The sequence below is a fragment of the Elstera sp. genome, from assembly GCF_044372965.1.
Lineage (GTDB): Bacteria > Pseudomonadota > Alphaproteobacteria > Elsterales > Elsteraceae > Elstera.
Window position 1 is genome coordinate 22,740 of sequence record NZ_JBILQX010000013.1, and the last position, 19,654, is coordinate 42,393.

At 60.0% G+C, this 19,654-nt stretch carries 14 protein-coding genes, 1 tRNA gene and 2 pseudogenes; 4 read left to right on the forward strand and 13 right to left on the reverse strand.

Annotated features, from left to right (window positions below):
* Positions 1-11 precede the first annotated feature (11 nt).
* Both rpoH and ACIQ36_RS03535 read right to left on the reverse strand, forming a co-directional pair.
* Positions 12-896, reverse strand: coding sequence for an RNA polymerase sigma factor RpoH (gene rpoH, locus ACIQ36_RS03530; protein WP_395825945.1), 885 nt, complete (start codon positions 894-896; stop codon positions 12-14).
* A gap of 182 nt (positions 897-1,078) precedes the next feature.
* Positions 1,079-2,128, reverse strand: a complete 1,050-nt coding sequence (locus ACIQ36_RS03535; protein ID WP_395825948.1) for an RluA family pseudouridine synthase — start codon at positions 2,126-2,128, stop codon at positions 1,079-1,081.
* 21 nt (positions 2,129-2,149) lie between these two features.
* Between ACIQ36_RS03535 and ACIQ36_RS03540 the strand changes: the two genes are divergently transcribed.
* From ACIQ36_RS03540 to ACIQ36_RS03555, 4 genes are all read left to right on the forward strand, one after another.
* A complete protein-coding gene (locus tag ACIQ36_RS03540; RefSeq protein ID WP_395825951.1) occupies positions 2,150-2,431 on the forward strand; it encodes a DUF6476 family protein in 282 nt (93 codons plus the stop codon).
* Entirely contained in the window at positions 2,428-3,492 is a 1,065-nt protein-coding gene (locus ACIQ36_RS03545; RefSeq protein WP_395825954.1) for a threonine aldolase family protein, read from the forward strand. Before ACIQ36_RS03540 ends, ACIQ36_RS03545 begins: the two co-directional genes overlap by 4 nt.
* Before the next feature lie 75 nt (positions 3,493-3,567).
* Positions 3,568-4,794, forward strand: a complete 1,227-nt coding sequence (locus tag ACIQ36_RS03550) for a Bcr/CflA family multidrug efflux MFS transporter (protein WP_395825957.1) — start codon at positions 3,568-3,570, stop codon at positions 4,792-4,794.
* 4 nt (positions 4,795-4,798) lie between these two features.
* Entirely contained in the window at positions 4,799-6,199 is a 1,401-nt protein-coding gene (locus ACIQ36_RS03555; RefSeq protein WP_395825959.1) for an FAD-dependent oxidoreductase, read from the forward strand.
* On the opposite strand, the gene ACIQ36_RS03560 is transcribed toward ACIQ36_RS03555, so the two are convergent.
* The 11 genes and pseudogenes from ACIQ36_RS03560 to tuf all read right to left on the reverse strand — a co-directional run.
* Positions 6,196-7,098, reverse strand: coding sequence for a hypothetical protein (locus ACIQ36_RS03560; protein ID WP_395825962.1), 903 nt, complete (start codon positions 7,096-7,098; stop codon positions 6,196-6,198). The genes ACIQ36_RS03555 and ACIQ36_RS03560 overlap by 4 nt on opposite strands.
* A gap of 192 nt (positions 7,099-7,290) precedes the next feature.
* Positions 7,291-11,535, reverse strand: a pseudogene (gene rpoC / locus ACIQ36_RS03565) (DNA-directed RNA polymerase subunit beta'); the annotation flags it as partial.
* A gap of 81 nt (positions 11,536-11,616) precedes the next feature.
* Complete coding sequence (gene rpoB, locus ACIQ36_RS03570; RefSeq protein WP_395825964.1) at positions 11,617-15,789, reverse strand: DNA-directed RNA polymerase subunit beta; 4,173 nt, start codon at positions 15,787-15,789, stop codon at positions 11,617-11,619.
* 245 nt (positions 15,790-16,034) lie between these two features.
* A complete protein-coding gene (gene rplL, locus ACIQ36_RS03575; protein ID WP_395825967.1) occupies positions 16,035-16,409 on the reverse strand; it encodes a 50S ribosomal protein L7/L12 in 375 nt (124 codons plus the stop codon).
* Positions 16,410-16,458: 49 nt separating this feature from the next.
* The gene (gene rplJ, locus ACIQ36_RS03580; protein WP_395825970.1) at positions 16,459-16,980 is read right to left on the reverse strand and encodes a 50S ribosomal protein L10; all 522 of its coding nucleotides are present in this window, start codon (positions 16,978-16,980) and stop codon (positions 16,459-16,461) included.
* A gap of 321 nt (positions 16,981-17,301) precedes the next feature.
* Positions 17,302-18,000: a 50S ribosomal protein L1 gene (rplA, locus tag ACIQ36_RS03585; protein ID WP_395825973.1), complete on the reverse strand. Its 699-nt coding sequence runs from the start codon at positions 17,998-18,000 to the stop codon at positions 17,302-17,304.
* 3 nt (positions 18,001-18,003) lie between these two features.
* Positions 18,004-18,435 (reverse strand): 50S ribosomal protein L11, encoded by a 432-nt coding sequence (gene rplK / locus ACIQ36_RS03590; protein WP_395825976.1) that lies wholly within the window; start codon positions 18,433-18,435, stop codon positions 18,004-18,006.
* A gap of 70 nt (positions 18,436-18,505) precedes the next feature.
* A complete protein-coding gene (nusG, locus tag ACIQ36_RS03595) occupies positions 18,506-19,036 on the reverse strand; it encodes a transcription termination/antitermination protein NusG (RefSeq protein WP_395825979.1) in 531 nt (176 codons plus the stop codon).
* Positions 19,037-19,040: 4 nt separating this feature from the next.
* A complete protein-coding gene (secE, locus tag ACIQ36_RS03600; RefSeq protein WP_395825982.1) occupies positions 19,041-19,238 on the reverse strand; it encodes a preprotein translocase subunit SecE in 198 nt (65 codons plus the stop codon).
* 108 nt (positions 19,239-19,346) lie between these two features.
* Positions 19,347-19,422: transfer RNA gene (locus ACIQ36_RS03605), tRNA-Trp, on the reverse strand.
* A 104-nt stretch (positions 19,423-19,526) separates the two neighbouring features.
* Positions 19,527-19,654, reverse strand: a pseudogene (gene tuf, locus ACIQ36_RS03610) (elongation factor Tu); the annotation flags it as partial.

The window sequence follows — 19,654 nt, forward strand, 5'->3', positions numbered from 1 at the left end:
GCGCGGCAGATTTAGGCGACCGTCAGCAACCTTTTATCGGTGGCGGCTTCGCGGATCGCCTTTTGCAGCTTCTCGAAGGCGCGCACTTCGATTTGGCGCACGCGCTCCCGGCTGATGCTATAGCGCTGGGACAAGTCTTCGAGCGTTTGCGGCTCTTCGGACAGGCGACGGGCGACCAGAATGGTGCGTTCGCGCTCGTTGAGTTGCGCCAGGGCGTCGTTCAGCAGCACGCGGCGCTTGCTCGATTCATCGTGTTCGGCCAGGGCGGCTTCTTGGCTTTCGGTTTCATCGACCAGCCAATCTTGCCACTCGCCGTCGCCATCGATGCGCAAGGGCGCGTTCAGGCTATGATCGGGCGCGCCAAGGCGGCGGTTCATCTGCACCACATCGTCTTCGCTCACGGCGAGGTCGGTTGCGATTTTCGCCACCTGCTCCGGCGTCATATCGCCATCGTCAATCGCGCGCATCTGGCCCTTCAGCCGGCGCAGATTGAAGAACAGCTTCTTCTGCGCCGCCGTGGTGCCCATCTTTACGAGGCTCCAGCTATGCAGGATATATTCTTGAATCGCGGCGCGGATCCACCACATGGCATAAGTAGCAAGGCGGAAACCCTTGTCGGCATCAAAGCGCTTCACCGCCTGCATCATGCCAACATTGCCTTCGGAGATAAGCTCGGAGACCGGCAAACCGTAGCCCCGATAACCCATAGCGATTTTGGCGACAAGGCGCAGATGGCTCGTGACCATCTTATGCGCAGCTTCAATATCGCCTTCGTCTTTGAATTTTTTGGCGAGGGAAAACTCATCCTCAACCGTCAGCATCGGGAACTTCCGAATTTCCGAAAGATACCGGGATAGATTTCCATCGCTTCCAATGATCGGCAAGCTCGCGGCCATGATGAACCCTCCTATGGCGTTCGTGTGTCGGGGGGACTCCCCCTGGGCAGGCTCCTGGTCCGAGTTCGGCACCCAATTCTGCGGTGCGCTGACGCTATCTCCCAAAAAAGGCGAGATAATGTCGGGATAACCCCTCGGATGTTCAGAGCATATCGCACCTTAACACTGTTTCAAGTGCTATTTTAGGCCTGTTCTAAAAAAGCCTCCAACGCTGCCAAGTCCGGCGGCAACGGACTTTCAAAGAGAAGATGCTCCCCCGATACCGGGTGAATGAACCCCAGCGCCGCCGCGTGCAGCGCTTGGCGCTCCCATCCCTTTACGTAGGCGGCGATCTGATCCCAGCGCGTTAGGGCCGAAGATTTTTGCACGCCGCGTAGGGAGGAGAGCGATTGCTTCGACGGCTGGCCGTACACCGGGTCGCCCAACAGCGGGTGCCCGCGCTGGGTGAGGTGAACGCGAATCTGGTGGGTGCGCCCGGTTTCAAGGCGGCAGGCCAGTTGCGTCACCAAAGGCACATCGGGCACGCCGTAGCGGGCGAGGGTTTCGTAACAGGTCACGGCGGGCTTGCCCTTGGCGGTAATAGCCATGCGCTTCCGATCCGTCGGGTGGCGACCAATAGCGCCCTCAATGCGGTCTTCCAGCGGCACCGGCCCGCCCCACACGAAGGCGCGATAGGTGCGATCCACCGAATGGTCGGCAAACTGCGCCGACAGATGCGCGTGGGCCGTATCGGTTTTCGCCACCACCAGAATGCCGCTGGTTTCCTTATCGATGCGATGGACGATGCCGGGCCGCGCCACCCCGCCGATGCCGGTCAAGCTATCGCCGCAATGGTAGAGGAGCGCGTTCACCAACGTGCCATCCGCGTTGCCCGGCGCGGGGTGAACCACCATTCCGGCGGGCTTATTGATGACGATCACGCTGGCGTCTTCATACAGAATCGTCAGCGGAATATCCTGGGGCAGCGGAATGGCCGATTCAGCTTCCGGTAAGCGCAGCGCGAAGATCTGCCCTGCTTTGACCCGGCCCGAGGGCTCCGTTACTGTCTGCCCGGATAGGGGGCCGTCCTCCTCGCCTTCGTCGGGAAGTTCCACCAGCGTCATAAGCTGGCCCGCTTCGATGAGGGCCTTGAGGCGCGAGCGCGACAGATCGGGCAGCAAACTTGCCAAGGCACGGTCCAGCCGTTCGCCCGCCAACTCTTCGGAGATGGTGAGAATCGGGGTGGGTGTCATGGCAGTACGGAGGGCATAAAAGTGGCGGCGTTGAAGGCTTTGGTCATTGGAATGGGAATTCTCATCATCGTGGGCGTCGTAGTGCTGTTCGCTACCTTAGCCTCTCGCATGGCCGGGAATAAACAGGCTTGGGAGAGCCGCGTTAGCTTGCCAGAAGGTTTCGGCCTGGTTGGCGTCGCCGGAACGCAAGACCGGGTGATCCTGCACACGCGCGGCCCCAAGGGCGAAGCCCTGTTGCTCGCCGTCGATCCCACGACCGGCAAAACCCTGGGCCGCATTGCGATTGAAGGGGCTGCGCCATGAATACCAAGCTGAATTTCGCCTCCGACAATGTCGCGCCAGTTCCGCAAGAGATTCTGGAAGCGATTGCGGTGGCCAATCAATCCAGCGCCATGCCTTACGGCGCGGATGATATGACCGCCCTCGCCCTGCGCCGGTTCCGCGAACTCTTTGAGTGTGACCTTGAAATGATCGCGGTCGCCACCGGCACCGCCGCCAATGCCCTGGCGCTCGCCTGCATCTGCCCGCCCTGGGGCGAAATCTATTGCCATGCCGACGCCCATATCACCGAAAGCGAATGCGGCGCGCCGGAGTTTTTCACCAATGGCGCGAAGCTGGTGCATATCCAGGGTGAGAACGGCAAGATCACGCCCGACGCCCTGAGCCGCACCCTGGCCGCGACCGCGCCGGGCAATCCGCAGAAAACCCAACCGGCGGCGCTCTCCCTCAGCCAAGCCACCGAATGCGGCACGCTCTACCAGCCCGATGAAATCCGCACGCTGAGCGAAATCGCCCACGCCCATGGGCTGAAGGTGCATATGGATGGCGCGCGCTTCGCCAATGCCGTCGCCACCCTGGCAACCGCCCCTTCGGAAATCACCTGGGAAGCCGGGGTGGATGTTCTGTCGTTTGGGGCCACCAAAAACGGCGCGATGGCGGCGGAAGCCGTGCTGTTTTTCGATCCCAACCTGGCGGCCGAAGCCGCCTTTCGCCGCAAGCGCGGCGGGCATCTGTTTTCGAAAATGCGCTTCCTCTCGGCCCAACTCGCCGCCAGCCTTGCCGATGGGCGCTGGCTATCGTGGGCCAATCAGGCGAATCTGATGGCCGAGCGCATGGTCTCCGGCCTGCTGCGCGTGCCGGGCACCCGGCTGCTCTATCCGCGCGAGGCCAATGAGGTTTTCGTCACCGTGCCCGAAGGCGTCGCCGATGGGCTCGAAGCCGAGGGCATCGGCTTCTACCGCTGGGGCGGGCCGGGGTCGTCGGACCTGCGGTTTGTCACCAACTGGGGGACGAAGCCGGAGGATGTCGATTATCTTGTGGATCGGGCGCTGATGCACGCGGCGCGCGGGGGGCGAACCGCTTAGATTGGCTCCAAAGCGCAATCCCGCCTTGCCGGAAAACCGCTTGTCGCCCCGCGCTTAACCCCGCTAACTGGTTGCATGGATAACCAATCGTCCGCCGCCATCGCGGCTGCACCGAAACCCCTGCCCTTTCCGCTCCTGGCCGCCGTGCTTGGCCTGATGTCGATGTTCGGGGCCATTTCCATCGATATGTATCTTCCGGCGCTGCCCGCGCTGGAGGCGGCATTGCAGGCCGATCCGGCGCTGATTCAAATGACGCTCGGCGGGTTTTTGCTCGGCTTTGGGCTGGCGCAACTGCTGTTCGGCCCGCTGTCCGATTCCATCGGGCGGCGGCCGGTGCTGATTGGCGGTATCCTTCTGTACATTATCGGCAGCATTCTGTGTGCGACCGCCGACACCGCCGCCTCGCTCGTCGTCGCCCGGCTGTTGCAGGGCCTTGGCGCGTCCGCCGGGCCGGTGATGGCGCGGGCAATGGTGCGCGACCTGTATAGCCGCGACGAATCGGCGAAAATGTACTCGATTCTGATGCTGCTGATGGGGGCCGCGCCAATGATTGCCCCGGTCGCGGGCGGGCAGTTGCTGGTCTATTTTGACTGGCGGGCGATTTTCTGGACGCTGACGGCGTTCGGCACTCTCTGCCTCATCGTGGCGTCCGTCTTCGCGCCCGAGACCCTGCCGCGCACGCGCCGCAGCCGGGGATCAATCCTCACAGCGCTGCACCATTACCGCGACCTGCTGCATTCCCGCCGGTTTCTCGGCTATAGCCTAACCCTTGGGTTCGTCTATGCCGCCATGTTCACCTATATTTCCGGCACGCCGCACGTTTACATCACGGTGATGGGGGTGAGCCCGCAGAACTTCGGCTACCTCTTTGGGGTGAATGTGGTCGGGATGATGATTCTCTCCGCCATCAACAGCCGCATTGTCACCCGCGTCGGTTCGGACCGGATGTTGACCTACGGGCTCATGCTGATGTTGTTAGGGGCCGTGCTGCTGCTCATCACCGGACTTGGCGGCCTGTTCGGTATTCCGGGGATTGCCGTGCCCTTATTTATTTTGCTGGCGTCCCTCGGGATGGTTGGCGCGAACGGAACGGCGGGGGCGCTCGCCGCTTTTCCGACGATGGCCGGGGCGGCGTCGGCCTTAGGCGGCGTGCTGCCCTTCGTTGTGGGCACCGGCGCGGGCTTCGTGCTGGGGCTTTTTCACGATGCCTCGGCCCGACCGATGGCGATTATAATGTTTACGCTGGTGGTTTTGGGCGTTCTCACGCACCGTCTTCTGGTTGTAAAGACCAACGCGAGCTAATCCCATGCCGGACCCTGCCTATGATCCCCTGACGATAGCGGTGATTGGGGCGGGCGTTGGCGGATTGGCAGCAGCGTGTTTTCTGGCGGAAAGCGGGCATCGGGTAACGCTGATCGAAGCTTTCGCCGAACCGAAGCCGCTCGGCTCCGGCCTGCTGTTGCAACCCATTGGCCTTGCCGCGCTCTCCCTACTCGGGCTCGACCGACCCGTGATCGCCCAGGGCAGCCGGATTTCCAATCTCTACGGGCGCGCGGTGGGTGGAAAGTTAGCGCTGCTGAACGTGCGCTATGATGCACTCGCGCCCAATCTCTTCGGCATCGGCACGACGCGCGCGGCGTTATTCGAGACCCTGCTTCAAGCCGCGCAAGATTATGGCGTTCAGATCGAAACCGATGCGCCGGTCTTGACCCTGGACGGGCTCGACCTCAACGGCCCCGGCGTGACGGTGATAACCCGCCGCCAGCGCTTCGGCCCCTTCGATCTGGTGATCGACGCCAGCGGCACCAACTCGCGCCTGCGCCCGCAGTTCGGCGACATCCTACGCGACCGGCCCTATCCCTTCGGCGCGCTCTGGGGCTTGGTCGATCTTACCGGAACCGACTTTGCCGCCGACCGGCTCGACCAGCGCTACGCCCGTGCCCGCCATATGATTGGCGTTCTGCCCGTGGGGCCGCGCGCCGATGGCACAGGGCTGCGCGGCGCTTTCTTCTGGAGCCTTCCGACGCAAGATTTCACCCCTTGGCGGGAAACCCCGCTGACGGTTTGGCGCGACGCGGTGCGCCGCCTGTGGCCGGAAACCGCCCCCCTGTTGGCCCAGATTACCGACCATGATCAACTTGCCCGCGCCGCCTATAGTGACGTGATGCTGGCGCGGCCCGATAATGGGCGGTTGCTGTTCATCGGCGATGCCGCCCATTGCACCAGCCCGCAACTGGGGCAAGGCGCGAACCTCGCCCTGCTCGACGCCCTGGTGCTCAGCCGGGTGCTGGCCGAGGGCTCCCACACGCTCAAACAGGCGCTCATCCGCTACCGAAAGACCCGCCACCGGCACCAGCGCTTCTACCAATGGGCCAGCCGCGCGCTGACGCCCTTCTTTCAGTCGGACTCGCGCCTGCTGCCCTGGCTGCGGTACCCGCTCTGTGCCCTGCCCTGCTGGTTTCCGCTAACCCAGTGGATCGGCGCGCAGGTGCTCGCAGGGGTGAAAACGGGGATATTCTCCCGCATCGATCCGGCGGGTTGGGCCCCGGCCTATGGCCTCAGCGCCCCTGGCCAAGCGCGCGCGTCCGGCTTTCGCGATGTGGGGGTAGCCCTCAGCTTCGCGTCGATTCTTGTCGATGGCGGGGATGTAGGCGGCGGCAATAGTTCCAGCGCGGATGGGGGCGACGGCGGTGGGGGCGGCGATTAGCTTTGCGGCGTTTTCCCCGTTCCGTCGTCAATCGGGGCCGGGGCTTGCCCCTGGGGCAGCGATACTTTTACCGAAGCCGGGAGGCCCGGCAGTTTCGGCAAACTCGCCAATAGATCACGCAAACGCAGGACCATTGAGTCAAGGGCCGTGTAAATCACTTCGACACCATAGCCCGCCAAAAAGGCAATCGCCCCAGCCGCGACCGGATCGGTGGGGTTCACGGGGGCTTGGGCGAGGTTCGAAAGCACGCTTTCATCGCCCAAGAACGGGCGGAAGTAGCTGACGAAAGCAAACGCCATAACGCCGCCGATCAGGTTTCGCACGATGTAATAATAGGCATCGGTAATATACAGCGTTCGGTCCCGAACCCGGGCATACAGCAGTCGCATCGAATAAATCGAAGAGGCGAGAACGCCGATCATAAAATAGAAAAAGCTTTGAAAAATATCCTGCCACACCCATGGCTCGAACCCCCAGGCGATAGCTTTGCCCGTGTCTATCCGTAAGTTCGCCAGGAGTGGGTTCAGAATAACGAGAACCAAGGCACCCAAGAGAATCGCGATCTGAACGCGGATCAAGTGGCTCACGGGATCGCGCAGCCCGTCACTCTCAAAATCATGGGCAACGGCAATGGAGGTTGGCGTAACCGGCGCGATCAGGCGCGAGAGTTGATCGTACAGCCCGATCACATCCGCTAAAAACACCGCCGTTCCAGCCTGCTGCGGATCGTTAAACTGCGTGCGCACAGCGGCGTATTTTTGAATGATATCGCTGCCCAACTCGAATTTTTGCGATTGGGCGCAATAGAGAATCATGCGCTGAAGCGCGTCGATTTTCGTGGCCAGAAAGGCGTGCGAATCGGAATCGGGTACGGGAGCCGCAGGCAAAGGGAGTGTCATTGCACCTAGACCAAGCCGTTAACAGGGTAACAGCCTATCCTATTGCGCGAGTAATCACCAAGCCCCTTCGCCAAAAAAAAGAAAACCCCCGGCAGCAGGCGCTACCGGGGGTTTCGTGTCTTAAACGTCTATTTACGCGCTTTCGCGTTCGTCCGTCAGCGCCTCGCCAGGGGCTTCGGCGGCAAGGACGACCTTGTCGCGCTCGGCGGCCACGCGGCGGAATTCCGCCACGATGGAGCCCGTCCCCGCCGGGATGAGGCGACCGACGATGACGTTTTCCTTCAGACCGTTCAGCGTATCGGTTTTGCCCGATACTGCGGCTTCGGTCAGCACGCGGGTGGTTTCCTGGAAGGAGGCCGCCGAGATGAACGAGTTCGTCTGCAGCGACGCCTTGGTGATGCCTTGCAGCACCGGATGCCCGTGCGCGGGGCGCAGGCCTTCCTTTACCAACTTCCGGTTTTCGGCGTCATATTCCAGCTTATCGACCTGTTCGCCGACGAGGTAAGTGCTATCACCCACTTCGTCGATTTCGATCTTTTGCAACATCTGCCGGACGATCACTTCGATATGCTTATCGTTGATCTTCACGCCCTGCAGACGATACACGTCCTGGATTTCATTGGTCAGATAATTGGCCAAGGCTTCGATGCCGAGCACGCGCAGAATATCGTGCGGAACCGGATTCCCGTCCATCAGAAGGTCGCCCTTCTGCACATAATCGCCTTCGTGCACGCTGATATGCTTGCCCTTGGGGATCATATATTCGACGGCTTCGCGGCCTTCCTCGGTCGGGACCACCAGAATGCGGCGCTTGGTCTTATAATCGCGGCCAAATTCAACGCGGCCCTCGGATTCCGAGATGATCGCATAATCTTTCGGCTTGCGCGCTTCGAAGAGTTCGGCGACGCGCGGCAGACCCCCGGTGATATCGCGGGTCTTGGAGCTTTCGCGCGGGATACGCGCCACCACGTCCCCGGCCTTCACCCGCTGCGCATTCTCGATGGAGAGAATGGCATCGACGGGCAGGAAATACCGGGCTTCGAGGCCGTTTTGCAGCTTAATCGCCTCGCCCTTTTCGTCGCGCAGCATAATGCGCGGCTTGAGGTCCGCACCGCGCGTCTGCTGACGCCAGTCGGTGACGACGCGGTTCGAAATTCCGGTCGCTTCGTCCATGACTTCGCGGATGGAGAGACCATCGACGAGGTCGACGTAATGGGCGACGCCCTCCTGCTCGGCGATGATCGGCAGGGTGTAGGGGTCCCACTCGGCCAAGCGCTGACCTTTAACAACCGGCTTGGTTTCGTCGAACATCAGCTTCGAGCCATAGGGCAGGCGATGACGGGCACGGTCGCGCCCTTCAGCATCTTGCAAAATCAGCTCGACATTGCGGCCCATGACGATCTGGAAGCCCTGACCATTCATCACAACCGTGCGGTTGATGAACTTGATCGTCCCGTCATGGGTGGCTTCGATCGAGGATTGTTCCGCCCCGCGCTGCACCGCGCCGCCGATGTGGAAGGTACGCATCGTAAGCTGGGTGCCCGGCTCGCCGATGGATTGCGCGGCAATAACACCGACCGCTTCGCCCTGGTTAACCTGGGTGCCGCGCGCCAGATCGCGCCCGTAGCAGGTGGCGCAAACGCCGACATGGCTTTCGCAGGTCAGCACCGAGCGGATCAGGATCGAGTCGATCCCGGCTTTCTCGACCTGCTCCACCGCGTCTTCGTCGAGGATCACCCCAGCCTTACAAATCAATTGCTTGGTCTTCGGGTGAACGATATCGGCCACCGAGCAGCGCCCGAGGATGCGTTCGGCGAGCGGCGAGATCACTTCACCGCCGTCCACGACGGCGCGGATGGTGATGCCCTGCTGCGTGCCGCAATCATCTTCGGTGATGATACAATCCTGCGCCACGTCCACGAGACGGCGGGTAAGATACCCGGAGTTCGCGGTTTTGAGCGCGGTATCGGCCAAGCCCTTACGCGCACCGTGGGTGGAGTTGAAGTACTCCAGCACGGTCAGGCCTTCTTTAAAGTTCGAAATAATCGGGGTTTCGATGATTTCACCCGACGGCTTCGCCATCAAGCCGCGCATCCCAGCAAGCTGCTTAATCTGCGCCGCCGAACCACGCGCCCCGGAGTGGGCCATCATGTAAACCGAGTTCAGTTTGCCCGAGCCGTGAACGGCCTGCATGGTCTTCATCATGGCGTCAGCGACCTTTTCAGTGCACTGCGACCAGACGTCCACGACCTTATTGTATTTTTCGCCCTGGGTGATCAGACCATCGAGATACTGTTGTTCGTATTCTTTGATCTTTTCCTGGGCTTCATCCACCAAACCGCCCTTGGCTTCGGGGATAATCATATCGTCCTTACCGAAGGAAATCCCCGACCGGCAGGCGTGGCCGAAGCCCAGCGCCATCATGCGGTCGGCGAAGATCACGGTCTCTTTCTGACCGCAATGGCGGTAGACGATATCGATGATCGACGAAACTTCCTTCTTGGTGAGCTGACGGTTCACCAGATCGAAGCTGACCAGAACACTTTTCGGCAGAATTTCGGCCATAATCATACGGCCCGCCGTGGCGCGCACGTCGAGCTGCACGGGCTTGCCCGCTGCATCCACCGTCGTCCAACGGCCCCGAACCGGCGTGTGCAGATGCAGGGTCTTTTCCTGCAAAGCCGCTTCGATTTCCGAGATGTTGGAATAGTAAGGCACGCGCAGGCCAACCAGCTTGCTGCGTTTTGCGGCAAGTTCGGCACCCAAGGGCTTCGGATAATTAGTATCGCCTTCGCGCAGGATGAGCTTGCCATTGGTGATGGCGGCATCAATCTCGGCGTCGGTCAGCCCGCTGATGTCGATTTCATCCGTCAGGCGGCGGAAATCTTCCATCGAGAGGTAATAGAGACCCAGAACAATATCCTGGCTCGGCACGATGATCGGCTTGCCGTTCGCGGGCGAGAGGATGTTGTTGGTCGACATCATCAACACGCGGGCTTCAAGCTGGGCTTCCAGCGAGAGCGGCACGTGAACGGCCATTTGGTCCCCGTCGAAGTCGGCATTAAACGCCGTACAAACGAGCGGATGCAGTTGGATGGCCTTGCCTTCGATCAGCGTCGGCTCAAAGGCTTGAATGCCAAGGCGATGCAGCGTCGGCGCGCGGTTCAGCATCACCGGATGTTCGCGGATCACCTCTTCGAGGATATCCCACACTTCCGGGCGCTCTTTTTCCACCATGCGCTTTGCCGCTTTGATGGTGCTAGCGTGACCGTAAAGCTCAAGCTTGGCGTAGATGAACGGCTTGAAGAGTTCGAGCGCCATCTTCTTCGGCAAGCCGCACTGATGCAGCTTCAATTCCGGCCCGACGACGATAACCGAACGGCCCGAATAATCGACGCGTTTCCCGAGCAAGTTCTGACGGAAGCGGCCCTGCTTACCCTTCAGCATGTCGGACAGCGACTTCAGCGGACGCTTGTTCGCGCCGGTGATGACGCGGCCACGGCGGCCGTTATCGAACAGCGCATCCACCGCTTCTTGCAGCATGCGCTTTTCGTTGCGGACGATAATGTCCGGCGCCTTCAACTCGATCAGCCGCTTCAAGCGGTTGTTACGGTTGATAACGCGGCGGTAGAGATCGTTCAGATCGGAGGTGGCAAAGCGGCCACCATCCAGCGGCACCAGCGGGCGCAACTCGGGCGGAATGACCGGAACGACTTCCAGAATCATCCATTCCGGGCGCGAGCCCGAGGCGTGGAAGGCTTCGACCAGCTTCAGGCGCTTCACCAGCTTCTTGCGGCGCGCTTCCGAGGCGGTTTCGCGCAGCTCAACCTTCAGCGTTTCAACTTCATCTTCCAGATCGATCTGCACGAGCATATCGCGCAGCGCTTCCGCACCAATCTTGGCGGTGAAATTCTCTTCGCCGTAATCATCCTGGGCCTTCAGGTAATCTTCTTCCGACAGAAGCTGCTTCAGCTTCAGTGGGGTCAGGCCCGGCTCGATGACGACGTAGTTTTCGAAGTACAGAACGCGCTCGAGATCTTTCAGCGTCATATCGAGCAGCAGGCCGATACGGCTGGGGAGCGACTTCAAGAACCAAATATGCGCAACCGGCGAGGCCAGTTCGATATGGCCCATCCGCTCGCGCCGAACCTTGGCGAGCGTTACTTCAACGCCGCATTTTTCGCAGATAATGCCGCGATACTTCATGCGCTTGTACTTACCGCACAAGCATTCGTAATCCTTAATCGGGCCGAAAATGCGGGCGCAGAACAAACCGTCCCGTTCCGGCTTGAAGGTACGATAGTTGATGGTCTCAGGCTTTTTGACTTCGCCGAACGACCAGGACCGGATGCGCTCCGGGCTGGCGATCGAGATCTTGATCTCGTCAAAGCTCTGCGGGCTGGTCACTTGACCAAAGAGATTCATCAACTCGTTCATGTCTTACTCCTGCTAGCCCTCGGGCCAGCCTGTTAGAAGACTCGTACTTCTAAGGTCCGAGACGCTGAAAGAACCGCGCGACTAAGCGCGGTTTTCCAGTTCCACATTCAAGCACAGCGACCGCAGTTCCTTCACGAGCACGTTGAAGGATTCAGGGATACCCGCCTCGAAGTTATCGTCGCCGCGCACGATGGCTTCGTACACTTTGGTACGACCCGACACGTCATCCGACTTCACGGTGAGCATTTCCTGGAGCGTATAGGCCGCGCCGTAAGCTTCGAGCGCCCACACTTCCATTTCCCCGAAGCGCTGACCACCGAACTGCGCCTTACCGCCCAGCGGCTGCTGGGTAACAAGGCTGTACGGGCCGATGGAACGCGCATGGATCTTGTCGTCGACCAAGTGATGCAGCTTCAACATATAGATGTAGCCAACGGTCACGGAGCGGTCGAAGGGCTCACCGGTACGACCATCGACCAGGGTCATCTGACCCGAGCGATGGATACCGGCTTTCTCCAGCATATGAACAATGTCTTCTTCCCGCGCCCCGTCGAAAACCGGGGTGGCGAAAGGAATACCGCGCGTCAAATTCTGCGCCAGTTCCAAAGTCTCGCCTTCGTTAAGGTCGGCGATATCTTCGCCATAGACCTTATCGCCGTAGATATCTTTGAAGTAAGCGTGCAGCGGGCCGGTATCGTGTTTGCCTTCGCGGCGGAAGGTATCCATCAGGTCTTTGATCTGACGGCCCAAACCAGCGGACGCCCAACCCAAATGGGTTTCGAGAATCTGCCCGACGTTCATGCGGCTTGGCACGCCCAGCGGGTTCAAGACGATATCGACCGCCGTGCCGTCTTCGAGATAGGGCATATCTTCGATCGGCGTAATGCGGCTGATAACCCCCTTGTTACCGTGACGACCGGCCATCTTATCGCCCGGTTGCAGCTTGCGCTTCACCGCGACGAACACTTTGACCATCTTCATCACGCCCGGCGGCAGTTCGTCGCCGCGCTGGAGCTTTTCGACCTTGTTTTCAAAACGCTTGTTGAGGCGATCGATGGAGGCATCCATCTGCTTCTTCAAGGCTTCGAGATCGTCCAGCACCTTATCGTCGGACACGGCGATTTGACGCCATTGACCCGGCGTGAGACCCGCCAGCGTTTCGGTATCGACAATCGCGCCAGCCTTCACCCCGCGCGGACCCGAGGCAATGGTTTGACCCAGCAGCAGTTCCTTCAAACGACCATTGAAGCTGCGCTCCAGAATGGCGCGTTCGTCGTCGCGATCCTTGGCGAGGCGTTCGATTTCCAAGCGTTCGATGGCAATCGCGCGCTCGTCCTTATCGACGCCGCGCCGCGAGAAGACGCGGACTTCAACGATGGTGCCCGTCACGCCGGGCGGAACCCGCAGCGACGTATCGCGCACGTCCGAAGCTTTTTCCCCGAAGATGGCGCGCAGCAGTTTTTCTTCCGGCGTCATCGGCGATTCGCCCTTCGGCGTCACCTTACCCACCAGAATATCGCCCGCCTTCACTTCGGCACCGATGTAAACGATCCCGGCTTCGTCGAGGTTCTTCAGCGCTTCTTCACCGACGTTGGGGATATCACGGGTGATATCTTCTTGGCCAAGCTTAGTATCGCGCGCCATCACTTCGAACTCTTCGATGTGGATCGACGTAAACACGTCTTCCGACACGATGCGCTCGGAGATCAGGATCGAATCTTCGAAGTTGTAACCGTTCCAGGGCATGAACGCGACGAGCACGTTCCGGCCCAGCGCGAGTTCGCCCAGTTCGGTGGAAGGGCCATCGGCGATGATATCGCCCGCGTCCACAATATCGCCCACCTTCACCAGCGGACGCTGATTGATGCAGGTATTCTGGTTGGAGCGCTGGAACTTCAGCAGATTATAAATATCCACCGCCGAGGTCGAAGCGTCGGTCGCATCCGTCACCCGGATCACGATACGCGTCGCGTCGATCTGATCGACGATCCCGCCGCGTTTGGCCGAAATCGCCACGCCCGAGTCGCGCGCCACAGTCGCTTCCATGCCGGTGCCAACCAGCGGCGCTTCGGCCCGGATCAGCGGCACAGCCTGACGTTGCATGTTCGAGCCCATGAGGGCGCGGTTCGCATCGTCGTTTTCAAGGAAGGGAATGAGCGCTGCCGCAACCGACACCAACTGCTTCGGCGACACGTCGATGAGATCGATATCGACCGGACGGGCCACGATATATTCGCCGCCCTGACGGCTCGGCACCAACTCGCTGACGAAGCGCATATCGGAATCAAGTTCCGCATTCGCTTCAGCAATCGTGTAGCGGCCTTCTTCCATCGCGGAGAGGTAGACGACGTCGCTGGAGACGACCCCGTCTTTGACCTTGCGATAAGGGCTTTCGATAAACCCGTATTGGTTCACCCGCGCGTAAGTGGCGAGCGAGTTGATGAGACCGATATTCGGGCCTTCCGGCGTTTCAATCGGGCAGATACGGCCATAATGGGTCGGATGCACGTCGCGGACTTCGAAGCCCGCGCGCTCACGCGTCAAACCGCCCGGCCCAAGCGCCGACAGGCGGCGCTTATGGGTGATTTCCGAAAGCGGGTTGGTCTGATCCATAAACTGGCTGAGCTGCGACGAGCCAAAGAACTCGCGCACTGCCGCCGCTGCCGGCTTGGCGTTGATCAGATCGTGGGGCATGACCGTGTCGATTTCCACCGACGACATGCGCTCGCGAATGGCGCGTTCCATGCGCAGCAGGCCGAGACGATATTGATTTTCCATCAACTCGCCGACCGAGCGAACACGGCGGTTGCCGAGATGGTCGATATCGTCGATTTCGCCGCGACCGTCTTTCAGATCGCAGAGCAGCTTGACGATGGCGAGCACGTCATGCTTGCGCAGCACGCGCATCGTGTCCGGCACATCCAGGCCCAAGCGCGCGTTCATCTTCACGCGGCCCACCGCCGACAGATCATAACGTTCCGAATCAAAGAACAGATCGCCGAACAGCTTTTCCGCCGTCTCGAGGGTCGGCGGCTCGCCGGGGCGCATGACGCGGTAGATATCGATCAGCGCGTCTTCGCGGGTCTTATTCCGGTCCACGGCCAGCGTGTTGCGGATGTAGGGACCCACGTTCACATGATCGATATTCAGCGTTGGCAGGTCATTCACATTCACATCAGCCAGAGTTTCGAGAAGCTGTTCGCTAACCTCTTCCCCGGCTTCGACGTAAATTTCGCCCGTGATTTCATTGATGATATCGGCCGCCACATAGCGCCCAACCAGATCATCGGTCGGCACGATAACGGCTTCAAGACCTTCGGCGACAAGCTTATTCGCAAGGCGCGGCGTGATCTTGGTTTCTTTGGGCAGGCGGACTTCGCCGGTCGTCGCATCGACCAGATCATAGGCCAGCTTCATGCCCTTGAACTGTTCGGGACGGAACGGCATTTTCCAGCCGCCCGGCGTGCGCTCGAACGGGAGCGTTTCGTAGAAATGCTGCAAAATTTCTTCGGCGGGCATCCCCGTCGCTTCAAACGGGGCCAAAGTGCCACCGTCTTCCGCGCGCTTCACGCGCAGCTCTTCGGTCATCGCCGAATCGAGCGCCAGCATCAGCGTGGTCGCGGGCAATTTGCGGCGGCGGTCGATACGGACGTAGACGATATCCTTCGCGTCGAACTCGAAATCGAGCCAGGAGCCGCGATAGGGGATAACGCGCGCGGCAAACAGGTATTTCCCGGAGGAATGGGTCTTGCCGCGATCGTGATCGAAGAACACGCCCGGCGACCGGTGCATCTGGCTGACAATCACACGCTCGGTGCCGTTAATAATAAACGTCCCGTTGCCGGTCATCAGGGGCATATCGCCCATGTAAACTTCTTGTTCTTTAATGTCGCGGATCGACCGGGCACCCGTGTCCTCGTCGATATCCCACACGACCAGACGGAGCGTAACCTTCAGCGGTGCAGCAAAGGTAATGCCGCGCTGTTGGCACTCTTCAACGTCATATTTCGGCTCTTCCAGTTCGTATTTCACGAACTCAAGCTGCGAGCGCTCGGAGAAGTCCTTAATCGGGAAGACCGACCGGAACACTTCTTGGAGCCCAACTGCGGCGCGCTGTTCCGGCGCGACGTTCATTTGCAGGAAGTGATCGTAGGAGCTTTTTTGCACCTCGATCAGATTCGGCATTTGTGCCACTTCCGGGATACGCCCGAAGCTCTTCCGAACCCGCTTCCGACCCGTGAACGACTTCGCCATTGCTGCCCCTCAATCGTCTATGTTCCGCCGCCGCGCCCGGAATCGGGCCTCGCGTGGCCGTCGATTCTTCCGCAAACGGGAACAGGCCCTTGCTGCCCCGGATTATCCGGCGCCCCGCAGGCCCGCTCTGCAGTACGCACACTCTGCTGCTCGGTTGAGGATATGGGGCGCTCACGCGAACGCCACCATACCCCCAAAGCTAGCCGAACAGCTTAGCACCTTGCCGCCCTAAGGCCGCAAGAAACTTACTTTACTTCGACCTTAGCACCGGCTTCTTCAAGCACCTTCTTAATCTTGGCAGCTTCGTCCTTCGAGACGGCTTCCTTGACGGGCTTCGGTGCGCCTTCAACCAGGTCTTTCGCTTCCTTCAGGCCGAGGCCCGTGATCGCGCGAACTTCCTTAATCACGTTGATCTTCTTTTCGCCGGCATCAACGAGGATCACGTTGAATTCGGTCTGCTCTTCAACCGGAGCAGCGGCAGCGGCCGGACCGGCAGCAGCAACGGCAACCGGAGCGGCGGCGGTGACGCCCCACTTTTCTTCGAGCAGCTTTGCAAGCTCAGCGGCTTCCAGAACGGTCAGCGCCGAGAGATCGTCAACGATTTTGGCCAAATCAGCCATGGTCTATCTCCTAGGAGGGTAAGTTTGGGAAAGGTTAAGCTTGCGACAATTAGGCCGCTGCTTCGTCCTTGTCGGCATACGCCTTGACAACACGGGCCAACTGGCTGACCGGAGCCTGAATAACCGCAGCGACCTTTTGGGCCGGGGCTTGCAGAACACCAATGAGCTTGCCGCGCAGCTCGTCGAGCGACGGCAGCGTAGCCAGGGCCTTCACACCGTCGGTATTCAGCACCGTGCCCGGAAGGGCACCGCCGACAACGGTGAGCTTGTCGTTTGTCTTGGCGAACTCGACGATCACCTTGGCCGCTGCAACCGGGTCGGTCGAATACGCAAGCGCAGTCGGACCCTTCAGCAGATGGCTGAGGTTTTCGTAAGGCGTGCCGACGAGGGCGAGCTTAGCGAGCCTGTTCTTCGCAACTTTGAAGGAAGCCTGTCCGGCCCGCATCTTGCGCCGCAGATTCGTCGTTTCAGCAACCGTCATACCCTTTTGTTGGGTAACGACCACCAAACCGGCGTTCAGCAACGCATTGTGCAAGGACGAAACCAGCTCCTTTTTCTCGGAACGGTCCACGTCTCGTCTCCGTCATCAAGGGAGGGCAGACAATCTGCCTTCCCGATTCGACCCAAGGATTTCAAAAAATCCCCGAGGCACACAATGATGACCCGAAGGTCATCCAAGGTTCGCCTGTCCGCGAGAAGTCTTTCCCCAACATCCCTAAGGCTTTGGTTCGTTTCACTTCCCGTCTACCGTTGGAAAATTAAGCTTTGGAGCTAGGCTCTTTGGCACCAATGGTCTTGGACAGGGGACTGAAGTTTTGGGGTCGCCCCTTTCTCTTCAGTCCGACCGAAGCGCCGAAGCGCTTCGGGGAACTTTTATCGGATTACTATCGGCCTAGAGGGCCGACAGCGTGCCGATTTCCAGCTTTACGCCCGGACCCATGGTCGAGCTCAAGCTGACTTTTTTAATGTAAATGCCCTTCACGCCGGTCGGCTTGTTGCGATTGATCGCGCCAACGAACGCTTTGACATTTTCCAGCAGCGCTTCTTCGGAGAAGCTCGCCTTGCCAACACCGGCATGGACAATCCCGGCTTTTTCGGCGCGGAACTGAACCTGACCGCCCTTTGCAGCAGCCACGGCGGCAGCCACATCGGTGGTGACGGTGCCGAGCTTCGGGTTCGGCATCAGACCGCGCGGCCCGAGCACCTTACCGAGACGGCCGACAATCGCCATCATGTCCGGGGTCGCAATGCAGCGATCGAATTCGATCTTGCCGCCTTGGACGATTTCCATCAGGTCTTCGGCACCGACAACATCGGCCCCGGCGGCCTTGGCTTCTTCAGCCTTGGCACCGCGCGCAAAAACACCGACGCGCAAGGTCTTGCCCGTGCCATTCGGCAGCGAGACAACACCGCGCAGCGCCTGATCGGCCTTGCGGGGATCGATGTTCAGGTTCATCGCAATTTCGATGGTTTCATCGAACTTTGCGGTCGCCCGACCTTTAATCATGCTAACGGCTTGTTCCAGCGATACCATCGCTTCGGAATCAACGCCCTCGTACGCCTTCTTCAGACGCTTGCCAATGCGGGCCATCGGTTACTCCACCACTTCCAGGCCCACGGACCGGGCCGAGCCGACGATCATGGTTGCAGCGGCGTCAATGTCATTGGCATTGAGGTCCTGCATCTTCTTCGCGGCGATTTCGCGAATCTGATCCATGGTGATTTTGCCGACTTTGGCACCCTTACCGGTGGTCTGGGAGCCTTTGTCGATCCCGGCGGCCTTCTTGACGAAGTAGGTCACGGGCGGGGTCTTCATTACGAACGTGAAGGTACGGTCGCCGTAGGCGGTGATTACCACCGGAATCGGCATGCCGACTTCAAGTTGCTGCGTCTGCGCATTGAACGCTTTGCAGAATTCCATAATGTTCAGACCGCGCTGACCCAGCGCCGGGCCGATGGGCGGCGACGGATTTGCTTTGCCCGCCGGCACCTGTAGCTTGATGTAGCCAACAATCTTTTTTGCCATTTGGTCCTCTCACACGAGATAGGGGCGCGGTGCGGCCATGGCGAGCCTCCCGCGCATCACCAGCCTGGTCTTAGACTTTTTCGACCTGGCTGTATTCCAATTCCACTGGGGTCGAGCGCCCAAAGATCGACACCGCTACCTTGAGGCGCGAGCGCTCTTCGTCCACTTCTTCCACCATCCCATTGAAGGACGCGAACGGACCATCTGCCACCCGCACCTGTTCGCCGATTTCGAAGCGGACAGACGGACGCGGACGGTTCGTGCCTTCCTTCACTTGGCGGGCCAGCCGTTCGGCTTCGGCATCGCTCACCGGCGACGGCTTGCCCTTAGCACCCAAGAACCCGGTCACTTTCGCCGTCGAGGTGACGATGTGCCAAGTCTGGTCGTTCATTTCCATCTTCACCAGCACATAGCCGGGAATGAGCTTACGCTCCGAATTCACTTTCGCGCCGCGCCGGACTTCAACGACTTCTTCAGTCGGAACCATGATATCGCCGATCAAATCGGCCATACCTTTTTGCTCGGCGGTCTCGCGGATGGCCTGGGCCACCTTTTTTTCAAAACCGGAATAGACGTGAACCACGTACCAGCGCTGCGTCATAGCCCTACTTTCCCAGACCGAGAATCAGGCGAATGCCATACGACAGGCCTTGATCCACCAGAAAGAAGAATAAGGCCGCAAGCAGCCCCATCACGAACACCATTGCGGTGCTGATCCACGTTTCTTTCCAGGTCGGCCACGTCACCTTGCGGGCTTCGAGCCGTACTTCCTTGAAAAATTGAACCGGGCTAGTCTTCGCCATGCGCTTACTCAACATCTCCGGTCCGAATGGATAAGGCGGGGAAGGGTTCCGCCGCCTCAATCGGTCCTATATGTGCCCTGCTGGCGGATACCATTCTTTTTGGAAGAATGGCAGGAGCAGAGGGGATCGAACCCCCAACCCCCGGTTTTGGAGACCGGTGCTCTACCAGTTGAGCTATGCTCCTCCAGATGGGCCGCTGGATTTACCAAGGGCCAACCCGCATTGCAAGGCTTTTGTTACGAAAAAGCCAGGGACGCTACGCGACCCTGGCATCTCGTTTAAGCAGTCTTACGCAACGATCGATGCGACGACGCCTGCACCAACGGTGCGGCCGCCTTCGCGGATAGCGAAGCGCAAGCCTTCGTCCATCGCGATCGGTTGGATGAGTTCCACATCCATCGAGACGTTATCGCCCG